The 20,636-nt window shown below is 72.7% G+C and carries 21 protein-coding genes; 9 read left to right on the plus strand and 12 right to left on the minus strand.

Annotated elements, in window-relative coordinates; translation table 11 throughout:
* The first annotated feature begins 88 nt into the window (after positions 1-88).
* Positions 89-2,086 (plus strand): helix-turn-helix domain-containing protein, encoded by a 1,998-nt coding sequence (locus ACFYY7_RS02345; RefSeq protein WP_388655939.1) that lies wholly within the window; start codon positions 89-91, stop codon positions 2,084-2,086.
* 60 nt (positions 2,087-2,146) lie between these two features.
* Here ACFYY7_RS02345 and ACFYY7_RS02350 read toward each other — a convergent pair whose 3' ends face one another.
* From ACFYY7_RS02350 to ACFYY7_RS02385, 8 genes are all read right to left on the minus strand, one after another.
* Positions 2,147-3,031: an alpha/beta hydrolase gene (locus ACFYY7_RS02350; RefSeq protein WP_388655941.1), complete on the minus strand. Its 885-nt coding sequence runs from the start codon at positions 3,029-3,031 to the stop codon at positions 2,147-2,149.
* Positions 3,028-4,182, minus strand: a complete 1,155-nt coding sequence (locus tag ACFYY7_RS02355; protein ID WP_388655944.1) for a branched-chain amino acid ABC transporter permease — start codon at positions 4,180-4,182, stop codon at positions 3,028-3,030. The genes ACFYY7_RS02350 and ACFYY7_RS02355 overlap by 4 nt, the downstream gene beginning before the upstream one ends.
* Positions 4,179-5,066 (minus strand): branched-chain amino acid ABC transporter permease, encoded by an 888-nt coding sequence (locus tag ACFYY7_RS02360; RefSeq protein WP_072483430.1) that lies wholly within the window; start codon positions 5,064-5,066, stop codon positions 4,179-4,181. The genes ACFYY7_RS02355 and ACFYY7_RS02360 overlap by 4 nt, the downstream gene beginning before the upstream one ends.
* On the minus strand, positions 5,066-5,812 hold the full coding sequence (locus ACFYY7_RS02365; protein ID WP_388655947.1) for an ABC transporter ATP-binding protein: 747 nt from the start codon (positions 5,810-5,812) through the stop codon (positions 5,066-5,068). The genes ACFYY7_RS02360 and ACFYY7_RS02365 overlap by 1 nt, the downstream gene beginning before the upstream one ends.
* Entirely contained in the window at positions 5,809-6,600 is a 792-nt protein-coding gene (locus tag ACFYY7_RS02370) for an ABC transporter ATP-binding protein (RefSeq protein WP_388655950.1), read from the minus strand. Before ACFYY7_RS02370 ends, ACFYY7_RS02365 begins: the two co-directional genes overlap by 4 nt.
* Before the next feature lie 3 nt (positions 6,601-6,603).
* Positions 6,604-7,845 (minus strand): substrate-binding domain-containing protein, encoded by a 1,242-nt coding sequence (locus ACFYY7_RS02375; protein WP_388655952.1) that lies wholly within the window; start codon positions 7,843-7,845, stop codon positions 6,604-6,606.
* 212 nt (positions 7,846-8,057) lie between these two features.
* Positions 8,058-8,408, minus strand: a complete 351-nt coding sequence (locus tag ACFYY7_RS02380; protein WP_388655955.1) for a DUF4190 domain-containing protein — start codon at positions 8,406-8,408, stop codon at positions 8,058-8,060.
* Positions 8,409-8,523: 115 nt separating this feature from the next.
* Entirely contained in the window at positions 8,524-9,135 is a 612-nt protein-coding gene (locus ACFYY7_RS02385) for a TetR family transcriptional regulator (protein ID WP_388655958.1), read from the minus strand.
* 230 nt (positions 9,136-9,365) lie between these two features.
* Here ACFYY7_RS02385 and ACFYY7_RS02390 point away from each other — a divergent pair, with 230 nt between their 5' ends.
* The 7 genes from ACFYY7_RS02390 to ACFYY7_RS02420 all read left to right on the plus strand — a co-directional run bounded on the left by ACFYY7_RS02390 (position 9,366) and on the right by ACFYY7_RS02420 (position 15,910).
* Positions 9,366-10,697: a glycosyltransferase family 4 protein gene (locus tag ACFYY7_RS02390; RefSeq protein WP_388655961.1), complete on the plus strand. Its 1,332-nt coding sequence runs from the start codon at positions 9,366-9,368 to the stop codon at positions 10,695-10,697.
* A 63-nt stretch (positions 10,698-10,760) separates the two neighbouring features.
* Positions 10,761-11,519: a class I SAM-dependent methyltransferase gene (locus ACFYY7_RS02395; protein ID WP_266737108.1), complete on the plus strand. Its 759-nt coding sequence runs from the start codon at positions 10,761-10,763 to the stop codon at positions 11,517-11,519.
* On the plus strand, positions 11,516-12,589 hold the full coding sequence (locus ACFYY7_RS02400) for a prenyltransferase/squalene oxidase repeat-containing protein (RefSeq protein ID WP_388655965.1): 1,074 nt from the start codon (positions 11,516-11,518) through the stop codon (positions 12,587-12,589). Before ACFYY7_RS02395 ends, ACFYY7_RS02400 begins: the two co-directional genes overlap by 4 nt.
* Positions 12,590-12,786: 197 nt before the next feature.
* Complete coding sequence (locus ACFYY7_RS02405) at positions 12,787-13,338, plus strand: hypothetical protein (protein ID WP_388657087.1); 552 nt, start codon at positions 12,787-12,789, stop codon at positions 13,336-13,338.
* Positions 13,339-13,378: 40 nt separating this feature from the next.
* On the plus strand, positions 13,379-14,155 hold the full coding sequence (locus tag ACFYY7_RS02410) for a maleylpyruvate isomerase family mycothiol-dependent enzyme (RefSeq protein ID WP_388655968.1): 777 nt from the start codon (positions 13,379-13,381) through the stop codon (positions 14,153-14,155).
* Between the two features lie 92 nt (positions 14,156-14,247).
* Entirely contained in the window at positions 14,248-15,330 is a 1,083-nt protein-coding gene (locus ACFYY7_RS02415) for a PHP domain-containing protein (RefSeq protein WP_388657089.1), read from the plus strand.
* 4 nt (positions 15,331-15,334) lie between these two features.
* Positions 15,335-15,910, plus strand: coding sequence for a VOC family protein (locus tag ACFYY7_RS02420; protein ID WP_388655971.1), 576 nt, complete (start codon positions 15,335-15,337; stop codon positions 15,908-15,910).
* Here the strand turns inward: ACFYY7_RS02420 and ACFYY7_RS02425 are convergent.
* The 4 genes from ACFYY7_RS02425 to ACFYY7_RS02440 form a co-directional block, all read right to left on the minus strand.
* Positions 15,907-16,914 (minus strand): LLM class F420-dependent oxidoreductase, encoded by a 1,008-nt coding sequence (locus ACFYY7_RS02425; protein ID WP_388655974.1) that lies wholly within the window; start codon positions 16,912-16,914, stop codon positions 15,907-15,909. The genes ACFYY7_RS02420 and ACFYY7_RS02425 overlap by 4 nt on opposite strands.
* 120 nt (positions 16,915-17,034) lie before the next feature.
* Entirely contained in the window at positions 17,035-17,868 is an 834-nt protein-coding gene (locus ACFYY7_RS02430) for a hypothetical protein (RefSeq protein ID WP_388655977.1), read from the minus strand.
* 192 nt (positions 17,869-18,060) lie between these two features.
* Positions 18,061-19,008 (minus strand): N-acetylmuramoyl-L-alanine amidase, encoded by a 948-nt coding sequence (locus tag ACFYY7_RS02435; protein ID WP_388655980.1) that lies wholly within the window; start codon positions 19,006-19,008, stop codon positions 18,061-18,063.
* A gap of 35 nt (positions 19,009-19,043) precedes the next feature.
* A complete protein-coding gene (locus ACFYY7_RS02440) occupies positions 19,044-19,700 on the minus strand; it encodes a class I SAM-dependent methyltransferase (protein WP_376419247.1) in 657 nt (218 codons plus the stop codon).
* Between the two features lie 494 nt (positions 19,701-20,194).
* Between ACFYY7_RS02440 and ACFYY7_RS02445 the strand changes: the two genes are divergently transcribed.
* On the plus strand, positions 20,195-20,632 hold the full coding sequence (locus tag ACFYY7_RS02445) for a VOC family protein (RefSeq protein ID WP_388655984.1): 438 nt from the start codon (positions 20,195-20,197) through the stop codon (positions 20,630-20,632).
* Positions 20,633-20,636: the final 4 nt, after the last annotated feature.

Below are 20,636 nucleotides of genomic sequence, written 5' to 3' on the forward strand. Positions count from 1 at the left end.
CGGGGCGGAGGCCGGACCGCCGACCGAACCCCCGGGTCGGCGCCCGGAGCGCCGACCGCCCCCCGCCCCCTACGAATCCCGGCCGCCCATGTCTGAACCGTCCACCTCCGCCTCCACCTCCGCTTCCGCCGCGCCCCATCTGCGACGCCTGCTCGACCTGCTGGCCGACGACGCCCCCGCCGAGGCGCTGGGCGCCGTCTCCTCGCAGGCGCGGGCCGCCGGGGTGCCCGCCGGCGACCTGGCGGAGGTGGAGCGGGCCACCGCCACCGCCCTGCGGATCAGGGGCGCCCTGCGCCAGCACCGCCGCCGCGAGCTCCAGCTCACCGCGCTCTTCGACACGGCGGGCGACCTGGCCGCCTCCCGCGACCTCGACGACGTGCTCAAGGCGATCGTCCGCCGGGCCAGGATGCTGCTCGGCACCGACACCGCCTACCTCACCCTCCCCGACGAGGAGGCGGGCGACACCTACATGCGGGTCACCGACGGATCGGTGTCGGTGGTCTTCCAGCGGTTGCGGCTGGAGCTCGGCCACGGGCTGGGCGGCCTGGTGGCGCAGACCGCGCGACCGTACGCGACCCCCGACTACCGCACCGACGACCGCTTCCACCACACCCGCAACATCAACGCCGGGGTACTGGACGAGGGGCTCGTCGCCATCCTGGGCGTGCCGCTCCTCCTCGGCTCCAGCCGCGGCGGGGCCGGAAAGGTCATCGGCGTCCTCTTCGCCGCCGACCGGTCGCCCCGCGTGTTCAGCCCCGACGAGGTCGCCCTGCTCTGCTCGCTCGCCGCCCATGCCGCGATCGCCATCGACACCGCCCGCGCGCTCGCCGACACCCGGTCCGCGCTGGACGAACTGGCGGGCGCGAACGCCGAGCTGGCCGAGGCCAACGCGGCGGTACGGGCGCACTCGGCGGCCATGCGACGGGCCGAGGAGTCCCACGACCGGCTGACCGACCTGGTGCTGCGCGGCCGGGACGTCAAGGACGTCGCGACGGCGGTCGCGGGGCTGCTGGACTCCCCGCTGACCATCCACGACCCCGGCGGGCGGCCCCTGGCGGCCGTCCGGCCCGACGGCGCGGACTTCGCCGCCGACGGCATGGACGCCGGATGGCTGGCCGAGACCGCCGAGGAGTCCCGTACCGGCGCCCGCGCCGTGCACCGCGACGGCCGGTGGATCTGCGCCGTCCTCGCCGGGCAGGAACTCCTGGCCGGACTGGTCCTGCACCGGCGCGGACAGCTCGACGACTCCGACCGGCGGCTGTTCGAGCGGGCCTCGGTGGTCACCGGACTGCTCCTGCTGCTGCGGCGCACCGTCGCCGAGACCGAGAACCGGATACGCGGCGAGCTGGTCTCCGACCTGCTGACCGACGCGGACCGCGACCCGGCCGGACTCACCGAACGCGGCCGGCGCCTGGGCATCGACCTCGACCGCCCGCATCTGCTGCTGGTGGCCGAGGGCGGGGCCCGGGAGCGGCTGGCCCCCGCCGCGATGCGCTATCTGTTCGGCGGGGGCATCCACGGGGTGAGCGCGGAACACGCCGGGGCCGTGGTGCTGCTGGTGGCGGCCGGTGACCCCGGACCGGCCGCGGGCGACGTGGCGCGCGCGGCGGCGGCCCAGCTCGGCCGGCTCGCCCAGACCCCCGTCACCGTCGCCGCCGCCGGCCCGGCACGCGGAGCCCGGGAACTGGCCGCCGCGTACGGGGAGGCCGCCCGCTGTCTGCGCGCGATGCGGGTCCTCGGGCGCACGGGCGAAGGGGCCTGCGTCGGGGAACTCGGCTTCCTGGGCGTGGTGCTGGGCAACGCGCAGGACGTCGACGGCTTCGTCTCCGCGACGCTCGGTCCGCTGCTGGAGTACGACGCGCAGCGCGGCACCCACCTGGTGCGCACCCTCGGCGCCTACTTCGGCTCCGGGGGCAGCCTCGTCCGCGCCAAGGACGAACTCCACGTGCACGTCAACACGGTGGTGCAGCGGCTGGACCGGGTGCAGGTGCTGCTGGGGCGCGACTGGAACGAGCCGGGGCGCGCCCTGGAACTGCAACTCGCCCTGCGGCTACACCTGCTGGCGGGCGGCGGCCGGGACCGGTAGCGCCCCGGCTCGCTCCCTCGGAGTCCGGCCGCGACCGGTGGCGCCCCGGCCCCCGGCCCCTCAGGCCCCCGACAGGTCCAGGAGCCGGCGTGCGATCTCCTTGCCGCCCGCGTCCCCGGTCAGCACCGTGTAGTGGTTGACGTCCGGGACCGCCACCGGGGTCACCCGCGTACCCCCGAGCTCCGCCGCCGCCAGCCGGTTCTCGTCGTACAGCCCCTGCTCCTCGTCCATCAGCCCGCGCTGCGCCCACAGCAGCGTCGCCGGGACGGGCAGCTTCCGCACCGCCGACAGCACCTCCTCGTCGAAGAGGTTGATGCCGTCGGTGCGCACCGCCTCGATCCGGCAGGTGGAGCGCAGGGCGGGCTCGTCCCCGGTCAGATCGCGCTGGATGTACGCGTCCACCTCGTCCGACCAGGCATCCGCGAACGCGGGGTGCGCCTGCCAGAACGAGCGGTACGCGGCCCGGTCCGGAAAGGTCATCGACAGCCGGTCCATCGCCGGGCCGATCACGGCGGTCATCAGCTCGTCCGGGGACAGGTGGGTGGGGGCGGGGAAGCCGATGCCGCCGTCGACCAGCAGCAGCGGCCCGAACCGCTCCGGGTGCCGTACGGCGGCCAGCGCCGCCACGAACGCGCCCATCGAATGGCCCGCCAGCACCACCCGGCCCATGCCCAGCGCCGCGGCCACGGCGGCCGCGTCGTCGGCGTGCGCGGCGATCCCGTACGGACCGGGCAGCGCCGAACTCCCGGCCCGGCCGCGCAGGTCCGGCGCGACCAGCGTGACCCGGCCGTCCAGCAGTCTCGCCACCGGCCCCCAGGACAGCGCGTTGGCCGTGATGCCGTGCAGGGCGACGACGACCGGGGCGCCGGGTTCCCGGGCCGGCCACCGCAGCACCGCCAACTCGCCCCCGGTCACGGGGACTCGTACCTCTTCGTATGCGATCACGGGCGTCCGTTCTCCTTCCGGGACTTCCTGTCCATGGACGTTTCGGCGCCGGCGGGCGTACGGCGTGCCGCGCGCAGCCGGGACGGCAGCCTGGCCAGTCCGCCGGGCAGCAGGTGTACCACGGCCACGAACAGCACACCGAGCAGGAACAGCGGCTGGGAGAGCGGCACCCGCAGCACCGCGGGCAGTTCGGCGACCACGCCCGAGCCGGCCAGATCGCCGAGCCGGTGATCGGCCCAGGTGTAGAGGATGCCGCCGGCCATCGGCCCCCACCGGGTGCCGGACCCGCCCAGCACCACCATCACCAGCAGCGACAGGGTGAAGTCGGAGGTGGTGGTCTGCGGGGTCGAGCCGCCGGTGAGCAGCAGGTGCACCAGACCGCCGAGCGCGGCCAGCGCGCCCGCCAGGACGAAGGCGGTGAGCTTGAACCCGTACGGCTTCAGCCCCAGCACCTCCACCCGGCGCTCGTTCTCCTTGATGCCCTCCCAGACGCGCCCGGTGGGGGAGTTGACCGCCCGGTGGACGACGGCGAGCGTCAGGACGAGGTAGGCGAGGGCCAGCCAGTAGAGGTTCGCGGTGTTTTCGATGCCCACCAGCCCGGACGGCAGCAGCTCGGCGGGGGCGGCCCGGCCCTCCTCGCCGCCGGTCAGACCGCCCGGGTTGCGGGAGACCAGGATCGACCCGGCCTGGGCGAACGCCAGCGTCACCATGGAGAAGCCGATGCCGGTGACCCGCAGGCTCACCGACCCCAGGACCAGCGCGAGCGCGATCCCGCAGCAGACGCCGAGCAGTGCGGACACGGCGAACGGGAGGCCCGCCTCCAGCAGGAACGTGTTCGTGGCGTAGCTGCCCGCCGCGAAGTACAGGGCGTGCCCGAAGGAGAGCAGCCCGGTGCGGCCGAGCAGCAGGTCGTATCCGGTCGCCAGCGCGCCGAACAGCAGGCAGGTGGCTATGAGTTGGAGACTTCCCGGGCTGCCCAGCGGCCCGTCCAGGAGTCCCGGCAGCGGCAGTGCGCTGAACGGGGCGAGGGCAAGGACCAGCAGTGCGGCGGCGGGCCACCAGCGGCGCAGCAGCCGGGCGGTGTTCGCCGGGGCCCGCGCGGCCGGGTGTTCCTCGCCGGTGCGGTGTTGTGTCTCGGTGGCGGTGCTCACGCGAGCCTCCCGGTCAGTCCGCGCGGCCGTACGAGCAGCAGCGCGGCGAGCAGGACGACGACGGCCAGGTCGCCGAGGCCCGCTGCGGTGTAGTAGTTGGCGAACTGCTGGACCAGGCCGATGACGACGGACGCCACGGCGGCGCCGCTCACCGACCCCATGCCCCCGGTGACCACCACGACGAACGCGAAGATCAGCAGCGAGGTGCCCTGGCGCGGGTCGACCGAGCCGAAGTACAGGCCGCCGAGCGCCCCGCCGAGCGCGGCCACGCAGCCGCCGATCGCGAAGACGAGCGTGAACGCCTTCCGTACGTCGATGCCGAGCGCGGTGACCATCGCCCGGTCCTCGACCCCGGCCCGTACGACCAGTCCGTGCCGGGTGCGGCCCAGGAAGAGCCGCAGCGCCACGAGCACGACGAGGGCCGCCGCGACCAGGACCAGCCGGTTGACCGGCACCTGGGCGCCGAACAGTCCGAAGGTGCCGGACAGCGCCTTCGGGCCCGGGAAGGTACGGGCGTCCGAACCCCAGATGCCCGACAGCAGGGCCGGGACGGCGAGCCCCACCCCGACGGTGGCGAGCACCTGCTCGCGCGGCCGGGTGTAGAGCGGGCGGACGACGGCGAGTTCCAGCAGCACGGCGGCCGCGGTGCCCACCGCCGTACCGAACAGGACCGCGAGGACGAAGCCCGCCCCGCCGGGACCGGCGCCGGGCAGATGGCCGGAGGCCGCCCACCAGGTGCCGTACGCGCCGATGGACAGCAGCGCCCCGTGCGCGAAGTTGAGCACGTCCATCAGGCCGAAGATCAGCGAGAGTCCCGACGCGATCAGGAAGTAGAGGGCTCCCAGACCGAGTCCGGTCATGGTGAGCAGAACGACGGTGGACATCAGGAATCCGCCTCCACGGAAGGTGCTTTGGTGGCCGGGCCGTGTCCGACACCCAGCAGCCGCCGTGCCGTCTCCGCGTCGCCCAGCAGCTCGGCGGCCGGTCCCTGGTGGGCCGTCCGGCCGTCGGCGAGCACCGCGCAGTGCTCGGCCAGGCGCCGCACGACGGCGAGGTTCTGCTCCACGAGCAGCACCGGCACCGCCTCGGCCGCCCGCTCCAGCACCTGGGCGACCTCGGTGACCACCTTGGGCGCCAGGCCCTTGGTGGGTTCGTCGGCGATGATCAGCCGGTTGCCGTTGAGGAGGGTGCGGCCGATCGCCACCATCTGCTGCTGTCCGCCGGACAGCGTTCCCGCCAACTGCCGCTCCCGTCGCTTCAGTTCGGGGAACAGCTCATGGACGAGTCCGTACGCGGGCCCGTCCGCGCCGTGCCGCTCGGCCAGCCGCAGGTTCTCCGCGACGGTCAGCCCGGCGAAGACGCCCCGGTCCTCGGGGGCGTATCCGATGCCGAGGCGCACCACGGTGTGGGTGGGCATCGCCACGGTCTCCTCGCCGTCCAGCCGTACGCTGCCGGTGCGCGGGACGAGACCGAGGACGCCGCGCACGGTCGTGGTCTTCCCGGCGCCGTTGCGGCCGAGCAGCGCGGTCACGCCGTGCCGGGCCACGTCCAGGTCGACGCCGTGCAGGATGTGCCGGCCGCCGATCAGGACCCGCAGGTCCCGTACGGCGAGCAGGGGTCCGGTGGTCACAGCCCCTCCCCGAGATAGGCCTGCTGGACGGTCGGGTCGGCGGTCACTGCCTCGGGGGTGTCCAGCGCCAGCAGCTTTCCGTGGTGCATCACGGCGAGCCGGTCGGCCAGCCCCAGCAGTACGTCCATGTGGTGCTCGACCATCAGGACGGTGCGGCCCTCGTCGCGGTGCAGGGTGCGGATGAGTTCGGTGAGCGCGGGGACCTCCTCCGCGCTGACCCCGGCCATCGGCTCGTCGAGCAGCATGAGGCGCGGCTCGCCCACCAGCAGCACCGCGAGCTCCAGTTTCCGCTTCTCGCCGTGCGACAGCTCGGCCGCCGTCGCCCGTGCCCGGTGGCCCAGGCCGGTGCGTTCCAGTACGCCGTCCACCTCGGCGGCGTACCGGGAGGCCCGCCGCCACAGCCGGTACGAGCCGCCCCGGGCCGCCTGGGCGGCCAGCCGGACGTGGTCGGCGACGCTCATCGCCGGCCAGAGGCTGGACGTCTGGAAGGTGCGGCCGATGCCGCGCCGCGCCCGTGCGTGCGCGGGGTCGGCCGTCATGTCGGTGCCGTCCAGCGCGATGGTGCCGGAGGTGGCCGTGGTCAGCCCGCTGATCAGGTTGAACAGGGAGGTCTTGCCCGCCCCGTTGGGGCCGATGAAGGCGAGGAACTCGCCCTCGTGGACGCCGAGTGTGACGTCCTCGACGATCGTCGCCCCGCCGACGCCCCAGCCGAGCCCGGTCAGCTGGAGCACCGGGGCGGTGTTCCGCGCCCCGGCCGTGCGCCGTGCGGTGGTGTCCGGTACGGCCACCGGTCAGCCCGCCGAGGGCTTGGCGGGCGGCGCCACCTCGTCCATCGGCGCGGTGCTCACCAGCTCCGGCCGGGCAGCGGCGCCCTTCCCCTTGAGCTTCGCGACGAACATCGGCTGCACCAGGGCGTGGTCCTCGGCCCGGACCTGCTCCTTGCCCTTCACCCCGTCGAAGCTCCAGCCCTCCAGGGCCTTCACCATGGCGGCGGTGTCGGTGGCGCCGCCCTCCTCGATCGCGCGCACCACCATCTGCGCGGCGGTGAAGCCGTCGGGGGTGAAGAGGTCCGGGGTGCCGCCGGCCTTCCCGACCGAGTCGATCATGGACTTCTCCACGGCGTTGCCGCCGCCCGCGCCGGGGAAGTAGTGCGCCAGGAACGACACCTTGGAACCGGCGTCGCCGAAGACCGGGTACGAGGCCGTTCCGGCCAGGCCCGTGACGACCTTGCCCGCCTCCAGCACGCCCTGCTGGTCCAGCGCGGTCCACAGCGCGGGCGCGGTCGAACCGGCCCAGGCGACGAAGACCAGATCGGGCCCGCCCGCCTTGACCTGCCGGGCGAACGGGGTCAGGTCGGTGGCGCTGGGCGGAGCCAGTACGGAGCCGACCTTCGCGCCCCTGGCGCCGAGGACTGCCTTCACGGCGGCGACATTGGCCTGGCCGAACGTGGAGTCCTGGGCCAGCACCGTGACCTTCTTGCCCTTGGCCTCGCCGAGCATCGTCCCGGCGGTGAGGATGTCCTGGTAGGACTGCCGGCCCGAGCGGAAGGTGTACTCGTTGATGCCGGTCACGGCGTCGGTGGCGGCCGGGCCGCTGATGTACAGCACCTTGTTCTGGGCGGCGAGCGGCGCCATCTGGAGCGCCACGCCGGAATCGGTGGTGCCGGCCAGCACCTTGTAGCCCTTGCCGATCAGGTTCTTGGCGGCGGAGACCGCCTTGCCGGGGTCGCCCGCGTCGTCCTGTTCGGTGACCTCGATCCGGTGCCCGGCCACCTTGCCGGTGCCCTTCGTGGCGTGGTCCAGGCCCGCCATGAACCCGTCGCGGTACTGCTTCCCGTAGTCCGCGAGGAGCCCGGTCCGGGAGTACACCAGACCCACCTTTACGGTGCCGTCCTTCGAGCCCCCGCCGGAGTCGTTCTCGCCGGCCTTCCCGGCGGCGGTGCACCCGGCGAGCACGAGACCGGCGGAGGCCAGCGCGACGGCGGCGTGGAGGGATCTGCGGTGACGGACGGTGCCTGTGGCTCTGCGACGCATGGTGACCGGCTCCTCGGCGTGTTCATGTGATGTCGCCGAACCGTATGAACACCGTGGAGCCGTCGACATGGTGCAGACCGCCCCACCTGACGCGATGCGCATGTGGGGGCCGCACATGGGGCCCGGAAAGGCCGAAGCCGCGCCGGGGAACCGGATCGTACGGTTCCCCGGCGCGGCCGGTACGTGGTGCGCGATTTCCGGGCGGTGGCCCGTTACATCGCGCCGATGCCCTGGACCGTGGCCACGATGATGCCGAGCACGGCGAACGCGATGCCGATGGAGCCCATCACGATGCCGGCGACCGCTTGGCCGCGGCCGCTGCCCTCGCCCCGGTCGGCCATCCGCTTGGCCGAGATGCCGAGGCACAGCGCGATGATCGGCGGAATGATCGGGATGAGCACCAGGCCGAGAATGCCGAGAACCATCGAGGCGGTCGCCTTGCCGCTGGGCAGCACGGCACCACCGGGGGTTCCGTAACCGGCCGGCGGCTGGGCGCCGAATCCCGGTCCGCCCGGGGCCTGCGTGCCCGCTGCGCCACCTGCGGTTACTGACTGGTCAGCCATGTCTTCCTCTCCATCGGTACTGGTCATGACCATGGTAAGTAGCCGCTTGTGGCCCTTTCGGTCAGAACAGTGAGAGGAGTGTGATGAAAACGCCGCGAAACGGGGTCCGTATGTGCTAGTGGGCTTCCGTGGGCTTCGTCACGTCGATCAGTCGGCAGACCATCTCGATGTCGATCTTCACCTGGGCGATCGACGCCCGCCCCGAGAGCCAGGTGATCAGCGCCGAGTGCCAGGTGTGCTCGATGACGCGGACCGCGGACAGCTGCTCCGACGTCGGATGCTCCAGGCCCATCGCGTCCAGGATGATCGCCGTGGTGATCCGCGAGACGGTGTCCACCTCCGGGCTGACGCTGCGGTCCGCGAAGGTCAGCGCCCGCACCATCGCGTCCGCCAGATGCGGCTCGCGCTGGAGCGCGCGGAAGGCCCGCATCAGGGTGTCGGCGACCCGCTGCGCCGGGTCCGTGCCGGCCGGGGGGCGTTTGTGCAGCGTCGTGTGCATGTGCTGGAGCTGGTCCTGCATGGTGGCGACCAGCAGATGGATCTTGGACGGGAAGTAGCGGTACAGCGTGCCCAGGGCGACCCCGGCCTCCTCCGCGACCTCGCGCATCTGCACCGCCTCGAAACCGCCCCGGCCGGCGAGCTGGGCGCTGGCGTGCAGGATGCGGCGGCGGCGGGCCTCCTGGCGTTCGGTCAGGGGCGGCGATGCCGACTTGGCCTCAGCTGTCATGTGTCCCCATCCATGGCTTCTGTCCGCGACCGGAGGGAGGCGCTCGGTCTCCCGGGGGCGCACAGCATGCCAGCGTGCCCGGTGGTGGCGCGAATCACCTGATCCGGCCGTTGCACCGACGCTACCTGCCGGTAGATTCGTAGCTCATTGAACTTTCCAGTCTGAAACTTGTTCTAGATTAGCGTGAGCGGTTACGCTCCGGCGAACACGCAGGGAGAAGGGGGCCGAGTGTGACCGCTGAGGCCATAGAGTCGGGCCCCCGCACGGGCAGCGACACGTCCGGCACCGCCGACGACCGCCCGTTGCGCATCGCACTCCTCACCTACAAGGGCAACCCCTTCTGCGGCGGCCAGGGCGTCTACGTACGCCACCTCTCCCGCGAGCTCGCCCGCCTCGGCCACAGCGTCGAGGTGATAGGCGCCCAGCCCTACCCGGTGCTCGACGAGGGCGTCCCGCTCACCGAGCTGCCGAGCCTGGACCTCTACCGCCAGCCCGACCCGTTCCGCACCCCGAAGCGCGGCGAGTACCGCGACTGGATCGACGCCGCCGAGGTCGCCACCATGTGGACCGGCGGCTTCCCGGAACCGCTCACCTTCAGCCTGCGAGCCCGGCGCCATCTCGCCGCCCGCCGCGGCGAGTTCGACGTCATCCACGACAACCAGACGCTCGGCTACGGACTGCTCGCGGACCTCGGCGCCCCGCTCGTCACCACGATCCACCACCCCATCACCGTCGACCGGCAGCTCGATCTGGACGCCGCCGACACCCGCCGCCGACGCGCCTCCGTACGCCGCTGGTACGGCTTCACCCGCATGCAGAAGCGGGTCGCCCGACGGCTGCCCTCGGTGCTCACCGTCTCCGGCTCCTCCCAGCAGGAGATCGTCGACCACCTCGGGGTGCGCCGGGACCGCATCCACGTCGTGCACATCGGCGCCGACACCGATCTCTGGTCCCCGGACCCCTCGGTCGCCGAGGTGCCCGGCCGGATCGTCACCACCTCCAGCGCCGATGTCCCGCTCAAGGGCCTCGTCCACCTCGTCGAGGCGCTCGCCAAGCTCCGTACCGGGAACCCGAAGGCGCACCTCGTGGTCGTCGGCAAGCGGGCCGAGGACGGTCCGGTCGCCCAGGCCATCGAGCGGCACGGACTCCAGGACGCCGTCGAGTTCGTCAAGGGCATCAGCGACGCCGAGCTCGTCGACCTGGTGCGCGGCGCCCAGATCGCCTGCGTCCCCTCGCTGTACGAAGGCTTCTCGCTGCCCGCCGCCGAGGCCATGGCGACCGGTACCCCGCTCGTCGCCACCACCGGCGGCGCGATCCCCGAGGTCGCGGGCCCGGACGGCGAGACCTGCCTGGCCGTCCCGCCCGCCGACGCCGGGGCGCTGGCCGACGCGCTCGCTCGGCTGCTCGGCGACCCGGAGCTGCGCGCCCGGCTCGGCGCCGCGGGCCGCGAGCGGGTGCTCGCCCGCTTCACCTGGAAGCAGGCCGCCATCGGAACCGCCGCCCTCTACCGCGAGGCGATCGCCGCCCGGTCCGGAGCCATGCGCCCCGGCCGCCGTCGTTGACACCACCGACCGTTCCCGTCGTACCCGCCCCCGCCCTCCCCCCGACCGCGAAAGCAGGCATTCGTGCTGACCGTGGACTTCACCCGCTTCCCGCTCGCCGCAGGTGACCGAGTGCTCGACCTGGGCTGCGGCGCCGGACGCCACGCCTTCGAGTGCTACCGGCGCGGCGCCCAGGTCGTGGCCCTCGACCAGAACGGCGAGGAGATCCGCGAGGTCGCGAAGTGGTTCGCCGCGATGAAGGAGGCCGGCGAGGCCCCCGAGGGCGCCACCGCCACCGCGATGGAGGGCGACGCGCTCAACCTGCCGTTCCCCGACGAGTCCTTCGACGTCGTGATCATCTCCGAGGTCATGGAGCACATCCCCGACGACAAGGGCGTACTCGCCGAGATGGTCCGGGTCCTCAGGCCCGGCGGCCGGATCGCGATCACCGTGCCGCGCTACGGCCCCGAGAAGGTCTGCTGGACGCTCTCCGACGCCTACCACGAGGTCGAGGGCGGCCACATCCGCATCTACAAGGCCGACGAACTGCTCGGCAAGATCCGCGGCGCCGGCCTCAAGCCGTACGGCACCCACCACGCCCACGCCCTGCACTCGCCGTACTGGTGGCTCAAGTGCGCCTTCGGTGTCGACAACGACAAAGCGCTGCCGGTCCGCGCGTACCACAAGCTGCTGGTCTGGGACATCATGAAGAAGCCCATGGCCACCCGGGTCGCCGAGCAGCTGCTCAACCCGGTCGTCGGCAAGAGCTTCGTGGCGTACGCGACCAAGCCGCACCTGCCCGTGGCCGCCGCAGCCGAGGACCTCACCAAGGCCGAGGCGTGACCGTTCCCGAGCAGACCGAGCACCTCGTACTGCCCGGGGTCCTCACCGCCGAGCAGGCCGCCGAGACCGTCGCAGCCCTCCTCGCCGTCCAGCGCGAGGACGGCGCCCTGCCCTGGTTCCGCGGCCACCACCTCGACCCGTGGGACCACACCGAGGCCGCCATGGCCCTCGACGTGGCCGGCGAACACGCCGCCGCGGAGCGCGCGTACGACTGGCTGGCCCGGCACCAGAACGAGGACGGCTCCTGGTACGCCGCGTACCACGACGGCGACCCGGACCGGCCGACCGACCGCTCGCTGGAGACCAACTTCTGCGCGTACGTGGCCGTCGGCGTCTGGCACCACTATCTCGCCACCGGTGACGACGCGTTCGTCGACCGGATGTGGCCGACCGTCTACGCCGCCGTCGAGTTCGTCCTGCGGCTCCAGCAGCCCGGCGGCCAGATCGGCTGGAAGCGCGAGGCCGACGGAACCCCCGTCGACGACGCGCTGCTGACCGGCTGCTCCTCCATCCACCAGGCCCTGCGCTGCGCGCTCGCCATCGCCGAACGGCGCGAGGAGCCGCAGCCCGACTGGGAGTTGGCGACCGGCGCGCTGAGCCATGCGATCCGCAACCACCCGGAACGCTTCCTGGACAAGAGCCACTACTCGATGGACTGGTACTACCCGGTCCTCGGCGGCGCGCTTACCGGGGCGGCCGCCAAGGAGCGCATCGAGGAGAGCTGGGACCGCTTCGTCGTCCCCGGCCTCGGGGTGCGCTGCGTGCTGCCCAACCCCTGGGTGACCGGCGGCGAGAGCTGCGAACTCGCCCTGGCGCTCTGGATGATGGGCGAGTCCGACCGGGCGCTGGAGATCCTCCAGTCCATCCAGCACCTGCGCGCCGAGGGCGGCATGTACTGGACCGGTTACGTCTTCGAGGGCGACCGGGACTTCTGGCCCCAGGAGCTCACCACCTGGACGGCCGGATCGCTGCTGCTCGCCGTGGCCGCGCTCGGCGGCGACGAGGCGACCGCGGAGGTCTTCGGCGGCGCACACCTGCCGCGCGGACTGGAGCCGGACTGCTGCCGTTAGGGCACGCGAGCCCGGCATGATCCAAACGAGAGGCCCTGGGGGCCGAGCGGAGGCGGAGCGGGACCCGGACGGCGTTTCCCGAGTGGCACGCCGTCCAGGGCCGGGCGAACCTTACCGAGAGTGGCCGACTTCGTCACTCACCGTTGAGATCGCCCTGATGCGCCCGGCCAGGGAGGCCCGCTGTGCCCAGTTCCGCCGTGACCGGTTCCGTACCGTTGCGCCGTTTCGTCGTCCCGCTGCTGCTGTGCTGCGCCCTGGTCGTGGGCGCCACCGGGTGCGGTGGCGGCGACGGCAACAGCGCGAGCAGTTCCGCGTCCCCGAGCGGCACGTCGTCGGCCCAGGCGCAGAAGTTCGCCAAGGCGCGGTTCGTCGCCAACGCCGGGCTCGCGGCCGGGGCGACGTACCAGTGGATCGTGAAGCCGTACCGGGCGGGCAAGTTCAAGAAGGGCGCGGACGGGCGGACGCTCGCCCTGGTCAAGGCCGGACTCGCGGGCAGCTTCACCTACAACCGGCTGAAGGCGGCGGTGGCCAACGCCAAGGGCGATCCGCTGCTGTCCAAGGCGGTCGCACCGCTGACGGCGGGCATCGAAGCGCTCAAGGGGCTCGGCGAGAAGCTCCGCAAGGGCGAGGCGGGCGCGGGTGACATCGGCGCCTTCGAGGGCGTGATCAACAGCATCAAGTCGGCCGGCAGCAGCGCGGGCGCCGAGGTGAAGGACAAGGTGCCCAGCTCCTCGCAGCTCGGCGGGTAATCGGTGGGGTTCGGCCCGTGATCGAACTAGGGTGCGTGGCATGAGCCGACTCACGCACGACCGCTACTGTGACGAAGTCATCGCCCGTACCGACGCGTTGAGAGCCACGATCCGTGGCGCGGACCTCGGCGCCACCGTCCCGACCTGCCCCGACTGGACCCTGCGCGAGCTCGTTCTCCACGTCGGCCGGGCCCATCGCTGGGTCGGCGAGATCGTACGCACCCGGGCCACCGAGGTGGTCCCACCGGAGCAGGTACCGGACTCCGCCCCCGGGAGCGACGACCCCGCCGCGCTCGACGCCTGGCTGGCCGAGGGCGCGGCCCGGACCGTCGAGGCGCTGCGGGCCGCGGGCCCGGAACAGAAGGTGTGGTCCTGGGGCTGGGAGGGGAGCACCGGCTTCTGGGCACGCCGTATGGCGCACGAGACGATCGTCCACCACGCCGACGCGGCACTCACCGCGCGGACCGGGTACGAGGTGGCGCCGGAGCTGGCCGCCGACACGATCGAGGAGTGGCTGGAGATCGTCGCCTTCGCGCGGGCCGCGGGCGACAGGGAGGCCGCCGAGCTGACCGGGGCCGGACGCTCCATCCATCTGCACGCCACGGACGTGCCCGGCGCCGAATGGCTGATCGAGTTCGGCGAGGACGGCTTCGCCTGGCGGAGCGCCCACGAGAAGGCCACCGTCGCGCTGCGCGGCCCGCTCACCGACGTCATGCTGGTCTTCAACCGGCGCCTGGCGCCGGACAGCGACCGGGTCGAGGTGCTCGGTGACGCGGAGCTGCTGGACTTCTGGCTGGAGCGCGCCGCGTTCGGCTGAGCCGTCACCCGGTGCCGCTGTGCGGGCCGGGCCGGGCTGAGCGAAGCTGGATGGGAGAGCCCATAGTGTCCGGCGGCCCCGTGGAGGTGCCGATGGAGCCCGTCCGCGCCCTGAAACGGATCGCCTTCCTGCTCGAACGCGGCAGGGCCGACACCTACCGTGTGCGGGCGTTCCGCGCGGCCGCCGACGCGGTGGCCGCGATGCCGGACGGCGAGGCGGTCCGGCGTGCGGCGGCCGGTTCGCTGGAGGCGGTCAAGGGCATCGGCCCGAAGACCGCGCAGGTGATCCGGGAGGCGGTGGCCGGGGACGTGCCCGGCTATCTGGAACGGCTGGAGGCGGAGGAGGAGGCCACGGCCCGGCCCGCCGAGGGCGGCGCGGAGCTCCTCGCCCTCCAGCGCGGCGACTGCCATCTGCACTCCGACTGGTCGGACGGCGGCAGCCCGATCGAGGAGATGGGCCGCACCGCGGCGGAACTGGGCCACGAGTGGGCGGCCCTCACCGACCACTCGCCCCGGCTGACCGTGGCGAACGGCCTCTCCCCGGACCGGCTGCGCCGCCAGCTGGACGCGGTCGCCGAGCTCAACGCGCGGTGGGCGCCGTTCCGGCTGCTCACCGGCATCGAGTGCGACATCCTCCCCGACGGCTCCCTCGACCAGGACGACGAGCTGCTGGAGCGGCTGGACGTCGTGGTCGTCTCCGCCCACTCCAAGCTGCGGATGGACCCGGCCGCGATGACCAGGCGCCTGATCGCGGCCGTCCGCCACCCGCGGGCGGACATCCTCGGGCACTGCACGGGGCGGCTGGTCGCGGACCGGAAACGCCCGGAGTCCCGGTTCGACGCGGACGCGGTCTTCGCCGCATGCGCCGAGGCCGGCACCGCGGTGGAGATCAACAGCCGGCCGGAACGGCTCGACCCGCCCCGCAGGCTGCTGAGCCGCGCCGTCGCGGCGGGCACCCTCTTCGCCATCGACACCGACGCCCACGCGCCCGGACAGCTGGACTGGCAGATCCACGGCTGCGCCCGGGCCGAGGAGTGCCTGGTCCCGGCGGAACGCGTCGTCACCACCTGGCCGGCCGGTGAACTCCTGGCCTGGTCACGCGGGGGCACGATCCCGGAGCGGGCCCGCTCCGGGGCGGACGGGGCCATCGGCGCAGCCCCGGGACAGGAGCGGTGAAGCCATGACGGCCACAAGCGTGCGAGGCATCGACCACATCGGGGTCACGGTCCCCGACCTGGAGACCGCCACCCTCTTCCTCGCGAGGGCCTTCGGCGCCGAGGTGCTCTACGACACCCTGCGCCGCCAGGACGGCCCGAACGGCGGCCCGGACGTCGAGCGCCGGCTCGGCGTCCCGGCGGGCACCCAGCAGCTGGCGATCAGGATGCTGGCCTTCCCCGGCGGCGGTCCGGGCATCGAGCTCTGCGAGTTCGAGGGCCCCCGTCGCGAACCCCCTGCGCGGCCCAGCGACTTCGGCTGGCAGCACGTGGCGCTGTACGCCGACGACCTGGACGCGGCGGTCCGGGACTGCGTGGCCGCGGGTGCCTCGCTGCTCGCCGGACCGCAGCCGCTGCCGGGCCCCGAGGCGGGGGAGCACAACCGGTTCGCGTATCTGCGCACCCCGTGGGGCAGCACCCTGCAACTCCTGACCTACCCCGACCCCCAGCCCTGGGAGCGCACCGCGACACGACGGAGCGGACGCCCGGCCGGCACCGGCACCTGGCCGACCGACCCGGCCCGCCCAGGCCCCGGGGCTTAGTTGAGCTCCGCGAGCACCCGCAGGGTGTGCGGGTCCGGTGCCGTCACCAGGAGATCGGTGACCGGTCCCTTGCGCCACAACTCCAGCCGCTCCGCGATCCGTGCACGCGGGCCGACGAGCGAGATCTCGTCCGCGAAGGCGTCGGGCACCGCCAGTACCGCCTCCTGCTTGCGCCCTTCGAGGAACAGCTGCTGGATCCGCCGCGCCTCCTCCTCGAACCCCATCCGCGCCATCAGATCGGCGTGGAAGTTACGGGCCGCGTGGCCCATCCCCCCGATGTAGAAGCCGAGCATCGCCTTCACCGGCAGCAGCCCCTCGGCGACGTCGTCGCAGACCAGGGCCCGCGCCATCGGCGCGATCATGAATCCCTCGGGCAGGTCCGTGAGCGAGGCCTCGTACACATCGGTGCGCATCGGCGACCAGTACAGCGGCAGCCAGCCGTCCGCGATCCTTGTCGTCTGCGCGATGTTCCTCGGGCCCTCCGCCCCGAGCAGCACGGGCAGCCCCGGCCGCAGCGGATGGGTGATCGGCTTCAGCGGCTTGCCCAGACCGGTGGCGTCCGGACCGTTGTACGGGTGGGAGTGGAACCGGCCGTCCAGCTCGACGGGGGCCTCGCGGGCCAGGACCTGGCGGATGACGTCGACGTACTCCCGGGTCGCGGTCAGCGGGCTCTTCGGGAACGGCCGCCCGTACCAGCCCTCCACCACCTGCGGCCCGGACAGCCCGAGGCCCAGCATCATCCGGCCACCGGAGAGGTGGTCGAGGGTGAGGGCGTGCATGGCGGTCGCGGTCGGGGTGCGCGCCGCCATCTGCGCGATACCGGTGCCCAGCCGGATACGTGAGGTGTGCGCGGCGATCCAGGTCAGCGGGGTGAACGCGTCCGACCCCCAGGCCTCCGCCGTCCACACCGACGCGTACCCCAGCGCCTCGGCCTCCCTGGCCAGCTCCAGATGGGCGGGGTTCGGGCCGCGGCCCCAGTATCCGAGCGCGAGTCCGAGCCGCATGTCCGCCGCCTCCCAGTAGTTTTGACGCTGCGTCAGGAAATGAGGTACGGACGGAGGGTACGACAGCGGCCCCCCGCCCGGAAGGGGCGGAGGGCCGCTGTCGTACTGCCTGTGGCGGGCTCAGCCGCGCTGGATGTTCGTGGTGTCCTGGAGCACGCCGCGACGGCCGTCCTGGGTCTGGGCGATCAGGCCCGGACCGCGCTGCTCCACCGCGAGGTACCAGGTGCCGGGCGCCAGTTCGGCGATCGGCGACGGCGAACCGTCCTCCCCGTACAGCGGGCGGGCCACCGGCACCGCGAACCAGAACGGGGTGAAGTCACCGGCCGGCGCACCACCCGCGGCGGGAGCCTGCTGGGCGTTCCCCTGGGGCTGCGGCTCCGGCTGGCCGGGCTGCGGCTGCGCACCGTAGGGCTGCTGCTGACCCGGCTGGCCGCCGTACGAGGGCTGCTGGGCGCCCGGGTAGCCGTATCCCTGGCCGGGCTGCGGCTGGCCGCCGTACGGCGGCTGCACTGCCTGCGGGCGCGGGGCGCTCACCAGCGGGGCCTTGAGCGCGGGGACCAGCGGGGTGGCGATCGCGCCGCCCGCGAGCGCGATCGTGGCCAGCAGGCCGAGGATCATTCCGGCGCCCGCGTCGGGGGCGTCGATGGTCGTCCAGAAGCCCGCCCACAGCGCGAAGACACAGAAGGCGGCACCGAATTGACCGAGGTCGAGACCGACGACCTTCCGGGCCGGCATGGAACGGCCGACAACGACCAGTGCCGCACCGATGATCCCGGCCAGGAAGATGCTCATCAGAACACCGAGCGAGTCCCAGGCGTTCGGGGAGTTGAAGTTGGAGCAGTTGATGCCCTCGGGGCAGTCGAAGCCGGAGAGGTCGAGGAAAGAGGCGATGAACAGCACCACCGCTGCTCCGATCACCACGCCGTCGCCTCGAGTGAGGGAGCGGATATTCACGTGAAGGTCCTTAGTCGGTCGTCTCGTCGGGGCGGTCGTCGCTGCCGCCTGTACGGGTACGGCGGGCACAACGTGAAGCTCGGGGGTGGCTCCCCATCGTACGGATGAATCTATCGTCTGCCTGGCCGGGTTGTGCCCATGCCCGGCCCTCGGACGCACTTCCCCCCAATATCGCCTCAGAACTACCTCTTGCTACCCGTTGAGGTAGCTGCTGATGCCATCGGCGATGCCCTGCGCCGCCTTCTGGCGCCAGCCTGAACTGGTCAGCAGTGCGGCGTCCTTCGGATCACGCATATTGCCGCATTCGATGAACACTTTGGGCACGGTCGACAAATTAAGTCCGCCCAGATCCTTTCGGGTGTCCAACCCGCTATTGCCACCGACGTAATTGGAAGGTGCACTTCCGGTATCACGGACGAAGAAACCGGCGATCCTGGTTCCGAGATCGCGCGAGGGCTCGACGATCTTCGAGGTGTCGGCCTTCCCGCCCCGCACCGACGCGGGAAGGATCACATGGAAGCCGCGGTTGCCGACCGCGGAACCGTCCGCGTGCACCGAGACCACGGCATCGGCCCGCGCCTCGTTGCCGATCCGGGCCCGCTCGTCGACACACGGCCCGTACGCGCGGTCGTTGTCGTACGTCAGCACGACCTTCGCGCCCTGTTCCTGGAGGAGGGTGCGCAGCCGGTGGGACACGTCGAGGGTGAACCGGGCCTCCGCGTAACCGGAGTTGGTGGACGTGCCGGTGGTGTCGCACTCCTTGTGCGTGGTGCCGATGTCCACCTGGCGGTTGATCTCAGTGGTGTGCAGATGGTTGTTGGGGTTGTGCCCGGGGTCGATGACGACGGTCTTCCCGGACAGCGGCCCGGTGGCCCCGCCGCCCGTGGGCTTCGACGGCTCCGTTGTCTTCGCGGAGGGTGTGGGGGACGCGGACGTCTTCTCCTTCTGCGGCGCCGGAGCGCTCTTCGACGGCGGCGGGGCCGAGGTACCGCCACCGCCCTGCCGGGGCTCGGCCCGTGTCCCGCCGCCGACGTCGCCCGCGCCGCAGCCCGCGGCGGTCAGGCACACGGCGACGAGCGCGGTGGCGGCGAGCAGGGACCGGCGGCGCCGGGTGGGGGGAACACTCTCGTCGTACGGCACCACGCGATGCTATCCGGGCACCCGGACGGCTGCTCTCAGATGCCGGTTCCGGTACGCCGCAGCACCCGCAGCGAATCCGTCACGGACACCTCGGTGAACGCGCCGGACTCCAGCGCCCGCAGATAGACGCGGTACGGGGCCTGGCCGCCGTGCGCGGGATCCGGGAACACGTCGTGGATCACCAGCAGCCCGCCCTCGGCGACATGCGGCGCCCAGCCCTCGTAGTCACCGTTGGCGTGCTCGTCGGTGTGGCCGCCGTCGATGAAGACGAACCCGAGCTTCCCGCCCCAGACCGCCGCGACCTGCGGGGACCGCCCGACCAGCGCCACGACGTGGTCCTCCAGACCCGCAGCGTGCAGGGTCCGGCGGAAGGTCGGCAGCGTGTCCATCCGCCCGACCTCCGGGTCCACCACGGTCGGGTCGTGGTACTCCCAGCCCGGCTGCTGCTCCTCGCTGCCCCGGTGGTGGTCGACGGTGAGGGCCGTCACACCGGCCGCCCGCGCCACGTCGGCGAGCAGGATCGTGGAGCGCCCGCAGTACGTACCGACCTCCAGGACGGGCAGCCCCAGCGCGGCGGCCTCGGTGGCGGCCGCGTACAGCGCGAGCCCCTCGCCCACCGGCATGAAGCCCTTGGCGGCCTGGAAGGCGGCGAGAATCTCGGGCGACGGCTCGACAGCGGACTCGGCGGGCACGGGTTCCTCCTGGTGGGGACGGTGGTGAGGGGTGCGCGTTTCGGCGGCGCCCCATCGTGCCGTACGCCCCCGCCGAAGGTGTCGGCGGGGGCGCGGCGGGTCAGCCTGTCATCGGCGGGGCCGTCTTCTGAGCCCCTGCGGGTTCTCGCAGTCGACGTGCCGGCAGAACGTGACCGGGCTTCCGGGCGTTCGCTCGATCTCACCGCGCCGGCAGCGCTCAAGGGGCCCGATCGGCTTCAGGCACCCGGGGCAGGGCGCTTGTGTCTTTCCTGCTGTTGCCTGGTCGGCGTTCGTCGATGAGGTCAAGTCCGGCGACACCGTTGCCTGATGTTTCCTGAACGGAGGCCCCTGCCGGGCGCGGCAGGGGCCTTCGCGATCGATCAGGGTGCCCGCAGGAAGCGGGTCGGCGACCTGCTCGACGACTGAGGCACCGGCTTCAGGTCTCTTCGTACGGCCATGACCCGACTGTCAGAGGTGCGCAGTACGGTCGCCCCATGGCAGCCGGAATCGACCTGACGCTTGATTGCACGGACGCACAACTCCTCGCCGTCTTCTGGAAGACGGCCCTCGGCTATGTCGACGAGCCACCGCCGGCCCCCTTCAGAACACGCGCGGAGTGGTTCGCGTCCTTCGACCTGCCGGAGGATGACTCCGTGGACGACGGAGCGTGGCTCTGCGATCCCGACGGCGTCGGCCCCCGCTTGTGCATCCTCAAGGTCCTCGAGCCCAAGACGGCGAAGAACCGGCTCCACATCGACGTCCGAGTGCCGGGGCACGGCAGTTCCGACGAGCGATGGGCACGGATCGAGGCGGAGTCCGAACGCCTGGTGCGGGCGGGCGGAACCGTCCTGGAGAAGTTCGACGGGCACCACGTGATGATGGCGGACCCGGAGGGCAACGAGTTCTGCGTCGCTGCCGCCGCCGCTGTGTGACGGG

It is taken from the genome of Streptomyces sp. NPDC001933 (genome assembly GCF_042890955.1).
GTDB lineage: Bacteria > Actinomycetota > Actinomycetes > Streptomycetales > Streptomycetaceae > Streptomyces.

Coding starts and splice junctions, on each gene's coding strand:
- ACFYY7_RS02345 (WP_388655939.1), top strand. CDS start 89: ATGTCTGAACCGTCCACCTCCGCCTCCACCTCCGCTTCCGCCGCGCCC.
- ACFYY7_RS02360 (WP_072483430.1), bottom strand. CDS start 5,066: ATGTCCACCGTCGTTCTGCTCACCATGACCGGACTCGGTCTGGGAGCC.
- ACFYY7_RS02375 (WP_388655952.1), bottom strand. CDS start 7,845: ATGCGTCGCAGAGCCACAGGCACCGTCCGTCACCGCAGATCCCTCCAC.
- ACFYY7_RS02380 (WP_388655955.1), bottom strand. CDS start 8,408: ATGGCTGACCAGTCAGTAACCGCAGGTGGCGCAGCGGGCACGCAGGCC.
- ACFYY7_RS02385 (WP_388655958.1), bottom strand. CDS start 9,135: ATGACAGCTGAGGCCAAGTCGGCATCGCCGCCCCTGACCGAACGCCAG.
- ACFYY7_RS02410 (WP_388655968.1), top strand. CDS start 13,379: ATGAGCCGACTCACGCACGACCGCTACTGTGACGAAGTCATCGCCCGT.
- ACFYY7_RS02415 (WP_388657089.1), top strand. CDS start 14,248: ATGGAGCCCGTCCGCGCCCTGAAACGGATCGCCTTCCTGCTCGAACGC.
- ACFYY7_RS02420 (WP_388655971.1), top strand. CDS start 15,335: ATGACGGCCACAAGCGTGCGAGGCATCGACCACATCGGGGTCACGGTC.
- ACFYY7_RS02425 (WP_388655974.1), bottom strand. CDS start 16,914: ATGCGGCTCGGACTCGCGCTCGGATACTGGGGCCGCGGCCCGAACCCC.
- ACFYY7_RS02445 (WP_388655984.1), top strand. CDS start 20,195: ATGGCAGCCGGAATCGACCTGACGCTTGATTGCACGGACGCACAACTC.